Raw genomic sequence first — 15,128 nt, 5'->3', positions numbered from 1 at the left:
TTCAGTGGTCCGCCGTCTGCATTGTGGCAGGTGGTACCGACATCAGCGGGCGCGACCGGCGGTGACGAGCCGGTTCAGCGGTGACGAGCCGGTTATCAGCGCTGCCCGATGAGATCCGCGGGAAACGCGCCGGCCGCCCGCGCCGCCCCCACGAGAGCCCCGCCCAGCTCGGTGAGGCGGGCCACTCCCGCCGCCCCCAGATGTTCGTACGGTGCCCGGTCCAGCAGGTCGGTCTCGTCCTCCAGGGCCTTGCGCAGCTCCGTACCCGACGCGGTCAGCTCACCGTCCGCGTCCAGCAGCCCCCGCTCGCGCAGTCGCTCCTTGGCCGCTTCCCACTCCTCCTGGCTCCAGCCCCGGGTGGCCAGGACCCACTTCGGTGACATGCCCCGGCCGCTCGCGGTGTGGCTGGCCAGTGCCTCCAGCGGGTCGAGGCCGGCGCTCAGCAGCGCGGCAAGATGGCCGTCACCGCGGTACTCCCGCAGGAGCGTGGCCGCGTGCCAGTAGGCCAGATGCGGCGCGTCGGGCACCGGCAGATCGGCGTTGGCGGCGTACAGCGGACGTGCGGGACGGGCGCACGCCTCGGCGGCCCGCAGCGCCAGCTCCGCCGCCTCGGCCAGCTCCTTCGAAACAAGGACGTCCTCGCCCAGCAGCCGGCGCAGCAGCGAGTCGACGGCCCGCAGCCGCGCGTCGAGCGCGTCCTCGGGGGAGACGGAGTCCCAGACGCGCGGGATGTGCCGGGCGACGAGGTCGTGCCGGAAGTTGTAGAAGGACGCGGTGACGGTCCCCGCGCCGGCCCGCCCCAGGGGTGCGGCACGGGCCGCGAAGTAGGCGGCCCGCGCGTCGTCCAGACCGGCGCGCGCGAACTCGCGTCCGAGGTCGGGGGAGAAGTAGAGGGCCGAGTGGAACGGATTGACGACGGCGTGACAGCGCCGCGCGGCACGCTCGGGCAGTGAGGTCATGGCCGTACGTTACCGACTGGTCGGTACGTGCGACAGGGCGGGTCGGGACGGGAGCCGGTTCATCCTTCAGTGACGGCTCCGCCCGTGCCGACGGGTTCGAACGTCCAGCTGAAGCGCGGCTCGCGGCGTTCCAGGAAAGCGGCGACCCCCTCCGCGGTGTCGCCGCTGTCGCGCGCCTGCGCCGTCCAGTACGCGGCACGGTCCGTACGGCCCGAGGCGAACTCCTTGGCCGCCGCCTGGGTCAGCCGCGAACGCGAGACCAGCACCCGCGCGAACTCCGCCACCCGCTTGCCCAACTCGCCCTCCGGCAGCACCTCGTCGACGAGTCCGGTACGCAGTGCTCGTTCCGTCTCGATCAACTCGGCCGAAAACAACAGGTATTTGGTCGTGGCGGGCCCCACCAGCGAGGCCAGCCGACGGGTGGACGACTCCGGGTAGACGATCCCGAGCCGCGCCGGAGTGACCCCGAACCGCGCCCCCTCCTCGGCGAACCGCAGATCGCAGGCCGCGGCCAGCTGGCAGCCGCCGCCCACGCAGTAGCCGCGTACGGCCGCGAGAGTCGGCTTGGGGAAGGCGGCCAGCGCCTCCTCGGCGGCCACCGCCAGCGACTGTGGATCCTGGCCCGGCTCGCGCAGTGAGGAGATGTCGGCGCCCGCGCAGAAGGTGGCGCCCTCACCGGTCAGGACCAGCACCCGTACGGCGGGGTCGTCCGCCAGCACGCTGAGCAGCGGTGGCAGCTCCCGCCACATCCGCGCGGTCATCGCGTTGCGCTTGGCGGGATGGTGGATCACCACGGTCGCGATGCCGTCCGTGACGGTGTGCAGCAGCTGGGGCTCCATGCGCCGGATGCTATCCCCGCTCTCCATGACACCGGCAACCGCTCCGAATGCGCCAGCAGATGAGCAGAGCCGATCGTTTCTCTGGTCGTGTCGCTCGAATGCGGTCGCGACACGCCAATTCCGGCTGACTTCTGTTCAGTGCTCCGGTACGGACCGCGCCGGTCCCAAGACTCGGTACCGATGGACGACACCGTTCGACACAAGGGTGGGTGCCGCACGATGGAGAGCCGCGGAAGTGTTCCGGCCCGGCCGCTGTCGTACGAGGGGGTCTGGCGGTTCACCGCACCCGCCGTCGACAGCTCCGTGCCTCAGACCAGACACGCCGTACGTGACCTGCTGAAACGTCAGCGCGTACCGGTCCGGGACGGGGTCGTTCAGGGGGTGCTGCTCATCGTCTCCGAGCTGGTCACCAACGCCGTACTGCACGCGGCCCTGCTCTCGCCGGAGATCGCCGTCGAGGTCGCCATCGGCGCGGCGTGGATCCGGGTGTCGGTCGAGGACAACCATCCGTACCGGCCCACGGCGCTGGAGACGGATCACGCCAGGACGGGCGGGCGCGGGCTGCTGCTCGTACAGGAGACCTCGCGTGAGGCCGGCGGGAACTGCGGTGTGGAGCACACCGCCGGCGGCGGGAAGATCGTCTGGGCGGTGCTGCCCTTCCCGTCGCCGGCCGCGCCCGGGAAACCGTAGCGGGGAAGTGTTACCAGCCCGCGGCAGGCCCGGTGAGCTCTCTGATGGCCGGGCGCGCCGAATCCAGGACGGTCATGAACCACGCGGAGAACGCGGCCTCGCCGTGCCGTTCGGTCAGCTCCGCCGGGGTGACGAACACCGTCTCGCCGACCTCCTCGGGGTCCGGCCGCGGCGGGGCCTGCGCGAGCCCGACGAAGAGATGGTTGTACTCCTGCTCGACCAGCCCCGAGGCCGGGTCGGGATGGTTGTAGCGCACCGTTCCCGCCTCGGCGAGCAGCGAGGGCGAGATGCCCAGCTCCTCGTGGGTACGGCGGGCGGCGGCGGCGAACGGCGCCTCGCCCGGGTACGGATGCCCGCAGCAGGTGTTCGACCAGACGCCGGGGGAGTGGTACTTGCCGAGCGCGCGGCGCTGGATCAGCAGCCTGCCCCGCTCGTCGAAGAGGAAGACCGAGAACGCCCGGTGCAGCCTGCCGGGCGGCTGATGGGCCGAAAGCTTCTCGGCGGTGCCGATGGTATTGCCGTGCTCGTCGACCAGCTCCAGCATGATCGTTTCTTGTGCGCCGTTCGACGAGCTGTTCGCCGCAGTGACTGGTGTGGTCGGCATAACCATCCTTCGCATCGGGCCTCGGGGCCCAAGTCTGCCGTACAAAAGCCCCGTGTCCGCACCTCGGGGGCGTGGGCATGTTCGTTCGGCCGCGGCACGCCCCAGCGGACGTCAGTGGCAGAGCTTCGCCTCGTGTTCCGCATGGCCCCGGGGCTCCAGCTGGAAGGTGCAGTGTTCGACATCGAAGTGATGGCCCAGACATCCCTGCAGGTCATGGAGTATCTTCTCGTGGCCCACCGCGTCCAGCGCGTCCTGGTCCACCACCACATGCGCGGAGAGCACCGGCATCCCGGAAGTGATCGTCCAGACATGGAGATCGTGTACGTCCGCCACCCCGGGCAGTGCGAGCATATGCGCGCGCACCTCATTCATGTCCACGTTCTTGGGCGCCGCTTCCAGCAGGACGTTCAGCGTCTCCCGCAGCAGCTTCACCGTACGCGGGACGATCATGAGCCCGATCAGCAGGCCCGCGATCGGGTCGGCAGTCTGCCAGCCCGTGGTCAGGATGACGACGGCCGAGACCAGCACCGCGAGCGAGCCCAGGGTGTCCGCCAGGACCTCCAGATACGCGCCGCGCACATTGAGGCTCTCCTTCTGCCCCCGCATCAGCAGCGAGAGGGAGACCAGGTTGGCGGCCATACCCACCAGGGCGAAGATGATCGTGAGCCCGCCCTTGGTCTCGGGCGGCACGAGGAAGCGCTCGATCGCCTCGTACAGCAGGAAGCCGCCGACCCCGAGCAGCAGCACACAGTTGGCCAGTGCGGCCAGGATCTCGGCCCGCGCGAAACCGAAGGTGCGGGTCTCGTCCGCGGGCCGGGCGGCGAAGTGGATGGCCAGCAGGGCCATCCCGAGGCCCACCGCGTCCGTCGCCATATGCGCCGCGTCCGCGAACAGGGCGAGGGAGTCGGAGGCGATACCGCCGATGATCTCCACCACCATCACGGACAGGGTGATCGACAGAGCGATCCGCAGCCGGCCACGGTACGCGGCGGTCGCGGTGCCCGCGGGTGGTCCTCCGTGCGTGTGCCCGTGGTTGTGCCCTGCCCCCATGAGGATGCCTCCCGGTCGTCCGGACAAACTGCCGACGAGGTCAGTGAACTACGGGTGGGGGGTATCCGGCAACACGGCACTGAACACCGTTGTCATATGCTCTGACCTGCGGAAATGACCGCAGGTCAGAGCGCGGCGCGATCACCCGACCGAGGCCGTGGGATGGTGCAGCCGCCAGCCCTCCCAGGCCGACTCGACCATCTCGCGTACGCCGCGGCTCGCCGTCCAGCCCAGCTCCTCGCCGATCAGTCCGACGGCCGCGACGGCCCGAGCGGCGTCGCCGGGACGGCGCGCCTCGACCACCGGTTCCGTACGGTCACCGGTCACCTCCGCCACCAGATCGGCCAGCTCGCGGACCGAGACCCCCTCGCCGCGGCCGATATTGACCGTGAGATCCCGGGCGCCCTCCTGGCCGGCCAGCCACCGGGCGGCGGCGAGATGGGCCTCGGCGAGATCGGAGACATGGATGTAGTCCCGGATACAGGTGCCGTCCGGTGTCGGATAGTCGGCGCCGAAGATCCGCGGTGCCTCACCCCGGCTGATCCGGTCGAAGAACATCGGGATGATGTTGAACACCCCGGTGTCCGCGAGTTCGGGGCGCCCGGCGCCCGCCACATTGAAGTAGCGCAGACAGCCGGTGGCGATCGAGTGCGCCCTTCCCGTCGCCCGTACCAGCCACTCGCCCGTGAGCTTGGTCTCGCCGTAGGGATTGATCGGCACGGCGGGCGTCCGCTCCGTGATCAACTCCACATCAGGCACGCCGTACACGGCCGCCGAGGAGGAGAAGAGGAAGCGCCGCACCCGCGCCGTCACCACGGCCTCCAGCAGCACTGTGAGCCCGTGCACATTCTCCCGGTAGTACCTCAGCGGCTGCTCGACGGACTCCCCGACCTGCTTCTTCGCCGCGAGATGCACGACTCCGGTGATCTCGTGCCCGGCGAGCGTGCGGTCGACGAGCCCCCTGTCCAGCAAGGAGCCCCGCACGAGCGGGATCTCCGGGGGCAGCCGGTCGGCGACGCCGGTCGACAGATCGTCGAGCACGACGACGCGCTCGCCCGCCGCCGTCATGGACCGCGCGACATGTGCCCCGATATAACCCGCTCCACCTGTGATCAGCCACGTCATGCCGTCACCCTAGGCCCTGTCAGGACCGGGTTCCCGCCGGCCCGAGAGCGCCTGGCACGGGCGCTCGCGCACGCCCGTTCCGGCGGCCCCGCTCATGTTCTGTTCACGTCATGGCCCCGCCCCCGGCACCCGCGGTTTGTGGGGCGGGGCGTCGATCGACAATGATGATCTCCACGCGGGCTGTTCCCGGACCAGATCATGGCGTCCGGGGCGTAAACGGTCGGTGAACTAGGTCTTCCGTTCATCCGATAGCCTCTGCCGACGTGCCGCAGCCCGGATCCCGGGGCGTTCGCCGTGCACCCAGCCCTGTCAGCGCCAAGGAGTGAGTTCGTCTGTCGACCGCCATCCTCACCGGTCCCCCGGTACCCGGATCGTCGCTCGAAGACGATCTGCGGTCGCTGGGTTTCGACGTACGTACCGCGCCGAGCGTGGAAGGCGCCCGGGGCCTGCTCGCCGCCGCCCCCGCGGCCGAGCGGGTCGCACTGGTCGACCCCCGCTTCGTCGGTCATGTCCACGCCCTGCGGCTGGCCCTGACCGACCCCCGCTTCCCGGTCGCCGCCGTGCCCGGCGCGCTCACCGCACAGCCCGGGGCCCGTGCCGCGCTGCTGCGCGCCATGACGTCCCTGGACGGGGCCGAGGACGGCCCCCGGCCGGCCGGCGGCACGACGGAGCCCCAGCGGACCGCCGCCACCGCCGTGGTTCCGTGTGAACCGCTCGCCGACCGGGTCGCCACCGCGCTCGACGCCGACGGCACCGCCGTCACCCGCCCCGAACTCGGCTCGCTCGTCGCCGCCGTACCGGCCGACGCCGCCGCCCGGGAACGGGCCGAGGCCGCCGTCGCCGCCGTGGACGACGAGGCCGTACGGCTGCGCTCCGCCGTGAAGGCCCGCGACGGCTTCTTCACCACCTTCTGCATCAGCCCGTACTCCCGCTATCTCGCCCGCTGGTGCGCCCGCCGCGGGCTGACCCCCAACCAGGTCACCACCGCGTCGCTGATCACCGCGCTGATCGCGGCGGCCTGCGCGGCCACCGGCACCCGCGGCGGCTATGTCGCCGCCGGCGCGCTGCTGCTCTTCTCCTTCGTCCTGGACTGCACCGACGGGCAGCTCGCCCGCTACTCGCTCCAGTACTCCACGATGGGCGCCTGGCTGGACGCGACCTTCGACCGCGCCAAGGAGTACGCCTACTACGCGGGTCTGGCGCTCGGAGCCGCGCGGGGCGGCGACGACGTATGGGCGCTCGCGCTCGGCGCGATGGTCCTCCAGACCTGCCGCCATGTCGTCGACTTCTCGTTCAACGAGGCGAACGTCGACGCGGCCGCCGCGACCTCCTCCGGCAAGGCCGTGGTGGGCACCCCCACCGCCGCGCTCTCCAGCAGACTCGACAGCGTCGGCTGGACGGTCTGGGTGCGCCGGATGATCGTGCTGCCGATCGGTGAGCGCTGGGCGATGATCGCCGTTCTGACGGCCGTCACCACCCCCCGGATCGTCTTCTACGCGCTGCTCATCGGCTGCGCCTTCGCCGCCTGCTACACCACCGCGGGCCGGGTCCTGCGCTCGGTGACCCGCAAGGCCGTCCGTACCGACCGGGCCGCCCAGGCGCTCGCGGACCTGTCCGATTCGGGGCCGTTCGCGGAGGTCGTCGCGCGGGTGCTGCGGCGCCCGGCCCGCGCGCTGCCCGGCGTGCTGCCCTTCCTGGTCGCACTCGCCGGCGGTGTCACCGTCGTCGCCATGGCGGCCTTCGGCCCGCTCCACAGCCCCGTGCTCATCTTCGGCGCTCTGGTGTACGTGCTGACCTCGGGGTTCGCCGTCGCCCACCGGATGGGCGGCCCCCTCGACTGGCTGATCCCGCCCGTCTTCCGGGCGGCCGAGTACAGCACCGTCCTGGTCTTCGCCGCCCGCGCCGATGTGCCAGGCGCGCTGCCCGCGGCATTCGGGCTGGTGGCGGCGGTCGCCTACCATCACTACGACGCGGTCTACCGCATCCGCGGCGGCAGTGGCGCCCCGCCCCGCGCGCTCGTCCGGACGCTCGGCGGACATGAGGGCCGTACGTCGCTGGTCACCGTCTGCGCCGCTTTCTCCACGCGCGAATCCGACTTCCCGCTGGAACTGACGGTGCTCGCCGTCGCCGTGGCGCTGGTCGCGCTCACGGAGTCCATCCGGTTCTGGGTGTCCTCCGGAGCCCCCGCCGTACATGACGAAGGAGAAGCCGCATGATCGGCCTCGTACTCGCCGCCGGTGCCGGAAGGCGTCTGCGCCCCTACACCGACACGCTGCCGAAGGCCCTCGTGCCGGTGGACCCGGCGGGGGAGGGGACCACCACGGTTCTCGACCTGACGCTCGGCAACTTCGCCGAGGTCGGCCTCACCGAGGCGGCGATCGTCGTCGGCTACCGCAAGGAGGCCGTGTACGAGCGCAAGGCCGCGCTGGAGAAGACGTACGGGCTGAAGCTCACCCTCGTCGACAACGACAAGGCCGAGGAGTGGAACAACGCCTACTCCCTCTGGTGCGCGCGTGAGGTGCTGACGCGAGGTGTGATCCTCGCCAACGGCGACACCGTGCACCCGGTCTCCGTCGAGAAGACCCTCCTCGCCGCCCGCGGCGAGGGCCGCCGGATCATCCTGGCCCTCGACACGGTCAAGCGGCTGGCCGACGAGGAGATGAAGGTCATCACGGACGGCGCCAGGGGTGTGCGCCGCATCACCAAACTGATGGACCCGGCCACCGCCACCGGCGAGTACATCGGGGTCACACTGATCGAGCCCGAGGCCGCCGCGGACCTCGCCGACGCGCTCAAGGCCACCTTCGAGCGGGACCCCGACCTCTACTACGAGGACGGCTACCAGGAGCTGGTGAACCGCGGCTTCACCCTCGACGTGGCGCCCATCGGTGACATCCCCTGGGTCGAGATCGACAACCACGACGACCTCGCGAAGGGCCGTGAGATCGCGTGCCAGTACTGACCCGGCTCATCCCGTCCCCGGTCGTCGTCGACATCAGCCGCGGCGCCCTGGACGATCTCGCCGGCCTCCTCGCCGACCAGCGGATCTCCAGCTCGGGCCGGCTCGCCGTGGCCATAAGCGGCGGCTCCGGACAGGTGCTGCGCGAACGGCTCGCGCCGGACCTGCCGGGCGCGGACTGGTTCTCCGTCGCGGACGGCACGATCGACTCCGCGGTCAGGCTCGCCGACAACATCAAGGGCAAGCGGTACGACGCCGTGGTCGGCCTCGGCGGCGGCAAGATCATCGACGTGACGAAGTACGCGGCGGCCCGGGTGGGCCTGCCGATGGTGGCCGTCGCCACCAACCTCTCGCACGACGGCCTGTGTTCACCGGTCGCGACGCTCGACAACGACAACGGCCGCGGCTCCTACGGCGTCCCCACCCCCATCGCCGTCGTCATCGACCTCGATGTGATCAGGGACGCGCCGATCCGCTTCGTCCGGTCCGGCATCGGCGACGCCATCTCGAACCTCTCGGCCATCGCGGACTGGGAGCTGTCGCACCGTACCAACGGCGAGCAGATGGACGGACTCGCCGCCGCCATGGCCCGTACCGCGGGCGAGGCCGTGCTGCGCCACCCCGGCGGGGTCGGCGACGACGAGTTCCTGACCGTCCTGGCGGAGGCGCTGGTGCTCACCGGTATCGCCATGTCGATCAGCGGGGACACCCGCCCCTCGTCCGGTGCCTGCCATGAGATCAGTCACGCCTTCGACCTGCTCTACCCCAAGCGCTCCGCGCTCCACGGCGAACAGGTCGGCATCGGCGCCGCCTTCGCCATGTACCTGCGCGGCGCCCATGAGGAGTCACACCTGTTCACCGAGGTGCTGCACCGGCACGGGCTGCCCGTGCTGCCCGAGGAGATCGGCTTCTCCGTGGAGGAGTTCGTACGGGCCGTCGCCTACGCGCCGCAGACCCGTCCCGGCCGCTTCACCATCCTTGAACACCTCGACCTGTCCACCGACCACATCAGGGACGCGTACGCCGACTATGCCAAGACCATCAGTAGCTGAACTCCGCCCGGTCGTACACCCGGAGGGGGTCAAGGACCGGCGCAGCGGTGAGCACTGGGCCGGGCGCCTGTACATGCGGGAGATCTCGCTGCGCGTCGACCGGTACCTGGTGAACACGCGGGTCACGCCCAACCAGGTGACGTACGTGATGACCGTGGCCGGTGCCCTCGCCGCCCCCGCCCTCCTGGTGCCGGGGATCACGGGCGCGGTGCTCGGCGTGCTGGCGGTCCAGCTCTATCTGCTGCTGGACTGCGTCGACGGCGAGATCGCCCGCTGGAAGAAGCAGTACTCGATGACCGGGGTGTATCTGGACCGGGTCGCCGCCTACCTGTGCGACGCCGCCGTCCTGCTCGGCTTCGGGCTGCGCGCCGCCGACCTGTGGGGCACCGGACGGATCGACTGGCTGTGGGCCTTCCTCGGTACGCTCGCCGCCCTCGGCGCCATCATGGTCAAGGCCGAGACCGACCTGGTCGGTGTCGCCCGTCATCAGCAGGGGCTGGCTCCGGTCAAGGAGGCGGCCTCCGAGCCGCGCTCGTCCGGTATGGCGCTGGCCCGCAGGGCCGCCGGGGCGCTGAAGTTCCACCGGCTCATCCTCGGGATCGAGGCGTCCCTGCTGATCCTTCTCCTGGCGATCCTGGACTCGGTCAGGGGCGATCTGTTCTTCAGCCGCCTCGGGATCGCGGTGCTGGCCGGAATCGCCGTCGTACAGACGCTGCTGCACCTCGTCTCCATCCTGGCGTCCAGCAGGCTGAGGTGAGCGACATGCGGCTCGGCGCGGTGATCATCACGATGGGTGACCGCCCCGGCGAACTGCGTGCGCTGATCGACTCCGTCCGCCGCCAGAACGGCGACCCGGTCGAGATCGTCGTGGTCGGGAACGGCGCCCCGGTGGGCGCCGTCCCCGACGGCGTACGGACGGTCGAGCTGCCCGAGAACCTCGGTATCCCCGGCGGCCGCAATGTCGGGATCGAGGCGTTCGGGGCCGCCGGCTCGGACGTGGACGCCCTGCTCTTCCTGGACGACGACGGTCTGCTGCCGCACACCGACACCGCCGAGCTGATCCGCGGGGCGTTCGCGGCCGATCCCGTGCTGGGGATCGTCAGCTTCCGGATCACCGACCCGGAGACCGGTCTCACCCAGCGCCGCCATGTCCCGCGGCTGCGCGCCTCGGACCCGCTGCGGTCCTCGCGGGTGACGACCTTCCTCGGCGGTGCCAGTGCCGTACGTACGAAGGTCCTCGCGGAGGTCGGCGCGCTGCCCGGCGGGTTCTTCTACGCCCATGAGGAGACCGATCTCGCCTGGCGGGCGCTGGACGCCGGCTGGATGATCGACTACCGCGCCGACATGGTGCTGAACCACCCGACCATGCCGCCGTCCCGGCACGCGGTCTACCACCGCATGGTGGCCCGCAACCGGGTCTGGCTCGCCCGTCGCAATCTGCCCGCCGTCGTCGTCCCGTTCTATCTCGGTGTGTGGGTGCTGCTCACCCTGGTCCGGCGCCCGTCCCTGACCGCGCTGAAGGCGTGGTTCGGCGGGTTCCGGGAGGGCTGGGCGACCCCGTGCGGGCCGCGCCGTCCGATGAAGTGGCGTACGGTGTGGCGGCTGACCCGGCTGGGCCGACCGCCTGTCATCTGACAAGCTCGGTTCTGAGAGCATCGGACAAGAGGCCGCCTGCCTCTTAACCCCCCGGGGCCGGGCCGTCCGTGCCCGCGCCCGACCGGCTGCGCATCTTGAACACGAAAGTTTCAACTTGTGAGTGACACAACCCAAGAGGGTGCGATCGCTGTGAGCGCCCCCCCGTCGCCCGACGACGGTCTGTCCGCGGCGGATCTCGCCGCCAAGTACGGTCTGTCGGTGAGCGGTGCCCGGCCAGGGCTGCGCGACTACATCCGGCAGCTGTGGGGCCGGCGTCATTTCATCCTGGCCTTCTCCCAGGCGAAGCTCACGGCCCAGTACAGCCAGGCGAAGCTGGGCCAGCTATGGCAGGTGGCGACCCCCCTGCTGAACGCCTTTGTCTACTACTTGATCTTCGGCCTGATCCTGGGGACCAAGAAGGACATCCCCCAGGATGTCTTCGTGCCCTTCCTGGTCACCGGCGTCTTCGTCTTCACCTTCACCCAGAGCTCGGTGATGGCCGGTGTGCGTGCCATCTCCGGCAACCTGGGGCTCGTCCGGGCCCTGCACTTCCCCCGGGCCTCGCTGCCGGTCTCCTTCTCCCTCCAGCAGCTTCAGCAGCTCCTCTTCTCGATGATCGTGCTGGTCGTCGTCGCGGTGGCCTTCGGCAGCTACCCGGCCCTGAGCTGGCTGCTGGTCGTGCCCGCGCTGGCGCTCCAGTTCGTCTTCAACACCGGTCTCGCGCTGATCATGGCGAGGCTGGGCAGCAAGACCCCCGACCTCGCCCAGCTGATGCCGTTCGTGATGCGCACCTGGATGTACGCCTCGGGCGTGATGTTCTCGATCCCGGTGATGCTCAAGGACAAGCCCGCCTGGATCGCCGACGTACTCCAGTACAACCCGGCCGCCATCTACATGGACCTGGTCAGGTTCGCGCTGATCGACGGCTACGGTTCCGACAACCTGCCCGCGCATGTCTGGCTGGTCGCGCTGGTGTGGTCCGTGCTCCTGGGCGTCGTCGGCTTCGTCTACTTCTGGAAGGCTGAGGAGCGCTACGGCCGTGGCTGAGGACAACACGCAGGGGCGTATCCCCACGGTCATCGCCGACGACGTGCACATCGTGTACCGCGTCAACGGCGGTGGCGGCGGCAAGGGCAGCGCCACCGCCGCGCTCAGCCGCATACTCCGCCGCGACAAGGGGGAGTCGCGGGGCGTCCGCAAGGTCCACGCCGTCCGGGGGGTCACCTTCACCGCGTACCGCGGCGAGGCGATCGGGCTGATCGGCACCAACGGTTCCGGCAAGTCGACCCTGCTGCGCGCGATCGCCGGTCTGCTGCCGGCGGAGAGCGGCAAGGTCTACACCGACGGCCAGCCGTCCCTGCTGGGGGTCAACGCGGCCCTGATGAACGATCTGACCGGTGAGCGCAATGTCATCCTCGGCGGTCTGGCCATGGGGATGACACGCGAGCAGATCCGGGAGCGTTACCAGGGCATCGTCGACTTCTCCGGGATCAACGAGAAGGGCGACTTCATCACCCTCCCCATGCGGACGTACTCCTCCGGCATGGCCGCCAGGCTCCGGTTCTCCATCGCCGCCGCCAAGGACCACGACGTCCTCATGATCGACGAGGCGCTGGCCACCGGCGACCGGAAGTTCCAGATCCGCTCCGAGCAGCGGATCCGCGAGCTGCGCAAGGAGGCGGGTACGGTCTTCCTGGTCAGCCACAGCAACAAGTCGATCAGGGACACCTGCGACCGGGTGCTGTGGCTTGAGAAGGGCGAGCTCCTGATGGACGGTCCGACCGACGAGGTCATCAAGGCGTACGAGAAGGAGACCGGCAAGTAGTCCGGTCCGCCACGATCGAACGGGCCCCCGCCGGACCGACCCGGCGGGGGCCTCCTGTTGAGCCGATCGTCAAAAATCGGTCAAGTCCGGTGGGCCGGTGGAAGGTTGGCAGGTATTGCGCGGTTCTTGTAATGCGCGTAACACCCCGACGTGTTCCTCCTAGCTGTACAACGTAAGCTGTGCTGGGCTGATTCGCGGCAAGTGGGGTCATTCCCACGGGGCGCCCCGCCTGCCTACCGGCCTTCTGTACTCGGAGGAGCGGGCGGCGTGTCCGAAATGGGATGTATTGGGTCAGCAGTGTAGAACGGGAGATGTGACGGCAATGACGGAAAATCTCCAGCTCCGCGAGGATTCCGCCGTCCCCGTACCGGGCAGCACGCGATGACGGGCCCCCCACAGGTACGCTCCGACGCCTCCTCGCGCACCACCCTGGACAAGGCCGCGGACGAGAACTTTCCCGTGGCCCCGTTCTTCCTGCCGCGCGCCTGGCGAGACGATCTGATGGCCGTGTACGGCTTCGCCCGGCTCGTCGACGACATCGGTGACGGCGATCTCGCCCCCGGCGGCGGCGACGCCCGCCACCTGGGCGTCGACCCCGCCCAGGCCGACGACCGGCTGGTCATGCTGGACGCCTTCGAGGCCGATCTGCGGCGTGTCTTCGACCCGCAGGGCCCGGCTCCGGCGCATCCGCTGCTGCGCGCCCTGATCTCGCCCGTACGGCGCCGCTCGCTCACCCCCGAGCCGTTCCTCGGACTGATCGCGGCCAATCGCCAGGACCAGCTGGTCCGCCGCTACGAGACCTATGACGACCTGCTCGCCTACTGCGAGCTGTCCGCGAACCCGGTCGGCCGTCTCGTCCTCCAGATCACCGGCACCGCGAGCTCCGAGCGCGTCCGCCGCTCCGACGCCGTCTGCACGGCGCTGCAGATCGTCGAACATCTCCAGGACGTCACCGAGGACCTTGGCCGGGACCGTATCTATCTGCCCACCCAGGACATGAAGAGGTTTCATGTCACCGAGGCGGACCTGGCCGCGGGCACCGCGAACGCGTCGGTCCGCGCGCTGGTGGCCTTCGAGGCCGAACGTGCCGGGCAGTTGCTGAATGAGGGCACCCCGTTGGTGGGTAGCGTCCACGGCAGACTCCGGCTGCTGCTCGCCGGATTCGTCGCCGGAGGGCGTGCCGCCCTCGTCTCGATCGCGGCCGCCGGGCACGATGTGCTCCCCGGACCGCCCAAACCCACCAAGCCGCGTCTGCTGCGCGAAGTGGGAGCTGTCCTGCGAAGTGCGCACAGAGAGGGGTGAGCCGGAACGTGGAGGGACAGACGCCCATGTCCGCGCCGGTACTGGCGGCCTACAGCTACTGCGAGGCCGTCACCGGGCAGCAGGCCCGTAACTTCGCCTATGGCATCAGACTGCTGCCGGCCGAGAAGCGACAGGCCATGTCCGCGCTGTACGCCCTCTCCCGGCGGGTGGACGACATCGGCGACGGCACACTCGCCCCGGAGGCCAAGCAGGCACGCCTCGACGACACCCGTACCCTCCTGGAGCGGGTCAGAAAGGGCGCGGTGGATGAGGACGACACCGATCCTGTCGCCGTCGCGCTCACCGACGCGGCGCGCCGCTTCCCGATCCCGCTCGGCGGCCTCGACGAGCTGATCGACGGCGTGCTGATGGACGTACGCGGCGACACCTATGAGACCTGGGACGACCTCAAGGCCTACTGCCGGTGTGTCGCGGGCGCCATCGGCCGGGTGTCGCTCGGCGTGTTCGGTACCACCCCCGGCGCGCCCGGCGCCGAGCGTGCCTCCGAGTACGCCGACACGCTGGGACTCGCCCTTCAGCTGACCAACATCCTGCGCGACGTACGCGAGGACGCGGGCAACGGCCGTACGTACCTGCCCTCCGACGACCTCGCCAAGTTCGGCTGCTCCGCGGGCTTCCACAGCGCGACCCCGGCCGCGGGCGCCGACTTCGCCGGACTGGTGCACTTCGAGGTGCGCCGCGCCCGCGCGCTCTTCGCCGAGGGCCTGCGTCTGCTGCCCATGCTCGACCGGCGCAGCGGCGCCTGCGTCGCCGCCATGGCCGGCATCTACCGCCGGCTGCTCGACCGCATCGCACGCGACCCCGAGGCCGTGCTGCGCGGCAGGGTCTCGCTGCCGGGACGTGAGAAGGCGTATGTCGCCGTGCGCGGGCTCTCGGGGCTCGACGCGCGCCAGATCTCCCGGCAGACCATCAGGAGGCGTGGCTGATGCGGCTCACCGCCCGATTCGGCCCGATTCCCACGCCCCGCGCAATCCACCGGAACACGCACACGCACCGATGGTTCTCAACCCCGCGTCGCCAGGACGCGTCCCTCGCCCTGAGGCATGGCGCGAAAGCAGCGCCGTCCG

The 15,128-nt window shown here is 70.4% G+C and carries 15 protein-coding genes; 10 read left to right on the top strand and 5 right to left on the bottom strand.

Annotation, left to right across the window (positions count from 1 at the left end; translation table 11 throughout):
- Window positions 1–95 precede the first annotated feature (95 nt).
- Both ACFRMN_RS14905 and ACFRMN_RS14900 read right to left on the bottom strand, forming a co-directional pair.
- Window positions 96–959 carry a hypothetical protein gene (locus ACFRMN_RS14905; protein WP_383018746.1) on the bottom strand — a complete coding sequence of 288 codons (864 nt, stop codon included), beginning with the start codon at window positions 957–959 and terminating at the stop codon, window positions 96–98.
- 59 nt (window positions 960–1,018) lie between these two features.
- The gene (locus tag ACFRMN_RS14900) at window positions 1,019–1,798 is read right to left on the bottom strand and encodes an enoyl-CoA hydratase/isomerase family protein (RefSeq protein WP_383018743.1); all 780 of its coding nucleotides are present in this window, start codon (window positions 1,796–1,798) and stop codon (window positions 1,019–1,021) included.
- A gap of 219 nt (window positions 1,799–2,017) precedes the next feature.
- Here ACFRMN_RS14900 and ACFRMN_RS14895 point away from each other — a divergent pair, with 219 nt between their 5' ends.
- On the top strand, window positions 2,018–2,488 hold the full coding sequence (locus tag ACFRMN_RS14895) for an ATP-binding protein (RefSeq protein WP_383018740.1): 471 nt from the start codon (window positions 2,018–2,020) through the stop codon (window positions 2,486–2,488).
- A gap of 10 nt (window positions 2,489–2,498) precedes the next feature.
- Here the strand turns inward: ACFRMN_RS14895 and idi are convergent, their stop codons facing one another.
- From idi to galE, 3 genes are all read right to left on the bottom strand, one after another.
- Complete coding sequence (gene idi, locus ACFRMN_RS14890) at window positions 2,499–3,092, bottom strand: isopentenyl-diphosphate Delta-isomerase (protein WP_383018737.1); 594 nt, start codon at window positions 3,090–3,092, stop codon at window positions 2,499–2,501.
- A gap of 111 nt (window positions 3,093–3,203) precedes the next feature.
- Window positions 3,204–4,142 (bottom strand): cation diffusion facilitator family transporter, encoded by a 939-nt coding sequence (locus ACFRMN_RS14885; RefSeq protein WP_383018734.1) that lies wholly within the window; start codon window positions 4,140–4,142, stop codon window positions 3,204–3,206.
- Window positions 4,143–4,283: 141 nt separating this feature from the next.
- Window positions 4,284–5,267 carry a UDP-glucose 4-epimerase GalE gene (gene galE / locus ACFRMN_RS14880; RefSeq protein WP_383018731.1) on the bottom strand — a complete coding sequence of 328 codons (984 nt, stop codon included), beginning with the start codon at window positions 5,265–5,267 and terminating at the stop codon, window positions 4,284–4,286.
- Between the two features lie 332 nt (window positions 5,268–5,599).
- On the opposite strand from galE, the gene ACFRMN_RS14875 reads away from it, so the two are divergent.
- The 9 genes from ACFRMN_RS14875 to hpnD all read left to right on the top strand — a co-directional run bounded on the left by ACFRMN_RS14875 (window position 5,600) and on the right by hpnD (window position 14,987).
- Complete coding sequence (locus ACFRMN_RS14875) at window positions 5,600–7,483, top strand: DUF5941 domain-containing protein (RefSeq protein WP_383019080.1); 1,884 nt, start codon at window positions 5,600–5,602, stop codon at window positions 7,481–7,483.
- Window positions 7,480–8,229, top strand: a complete 750-nt coding sequence (locus ACFRMN_RS14870) for a sugar phosphate nucleotidyltransferase (RefSeq protein WP_383018728.1) — start codon at window positions 7,480–7,482, stop codon at window positions 8,227–8,229. Before ACFRMN_RS14875 ends, ACFRMN_RS14870 begins: the two co-directional genes overlap by 4 nt.
- Complete coding sequence (locus ACFRMN_RS14865) at window positions 8,217–9,278, top strand: iron-containing alcohol dehydrogenase family protein (RefSeq protein ID WP_383018725.1); 1,062 nt, start codon at window positions 8,217–8,219, stop codon at window positions 9,276–9,278. Before ACFRMN_RS14870 ends, ACFRMN_RS14865 begins: the two co-directional genes overlap by 13 nt.
- The gene (locus ACFRMN_RS14860; protein ID WP_383018722.1) at window positions 9,256–10,035 is read left to right on the top strand and encodes a CDP-alcohol phosphatidyltransferase family protein; all 780 of its coding nucleotides are present in this window, start codon (window positions 9,256–9,258) and stop codon (window positions 10,033–10,035) included. The genes ACFRMN_RS14865 and ACFRMN_RS14860 overlap by 23 nt, the downstream gene beginning before the upstream one ends.
- 5 nt (window positions 10,036–10,040) lie before the next feature.
- Window positions 10,041–10,913 carry a glycosyltransferase family 2 protein gene (locus ACFRMN_RS14855; protein WP_383019078.1) on the top strand — a complete coding sequence of 291 codons (873 nt, stop codon included), beginning with the start codon at window positions 10,041–10,043 and terminating at the stop codon, window positions 10,911–10,913.
- Between the two features lie 117 nt (window positions 10,914–11,030).
- Window positions 11,031–11,960, top strand: a complete 930-nt coding sequence (locus ACFRMN_RS14850; protein WP_383018719.1) for an ABC transporter permease — start codon at window positions 11,031–11,033, stop codon at window positions 11,958–11,960.
- Entirely contained in the window at window positions 11,953–12,738 is a 786-nt protein-coding gene (locus tag ACFRMN_RS14845) for an ABC transporter ATP-binding protein (RefSeq protein WP_030355206.1), read from the top strand. Before ACFRMN_RS14850 ends, ACFRMN_RS14845 begins: the two co-directional genes overlap by 8 nt.
- Window positions 12,739–13,119: 381 nt before the next feature.
- The gene (gene hpnC / locus ACFRMN_RS14840; RefSeq protein ID WP_383018716.1) at window positions 13,120–14,040 is read left to right on the top strand and encodes a squalene synthase HpnC; all 921 of its coding nucleotides are present in this window, start codon (window positions 13,120–13,122) and stop codon (window positions 14,038–14,040) included.
- Window positions 14,037–14,987 carry a presqualene diphosphate synthase HpnD gene (gene hpnD, locus ACFRMN_RS14835; protein ID WP_383018713.1) on the top strand — a complete coding sequence of 317 codons (951 nt, stop codon included), beginning with the start codon at window positions 14,037–14,039 and terminating at the stop codon, window positions 14,985–14,987. The genes hpnC and hpnD overlap by 4 nt, the downstream gene beginning before the upstream one ends.
- Window positions 14,988–15,128: the final 141 nt, after the last annotated feature.

Source organism: Streptomyces sp. NPDC056835 (assembly GCF_042789485.1).
In the GTDB taxonomy this organism is placed as follows: Bacteria; Actinomycetota; Actinomycetes; order Streptomycetales; family Streptomycetaceae; genus Streptomyces.
Note: the sequence above shows the minus strand (reverse complement) of the source record. Positions and strands in the feature narration are given on the sequence as shown.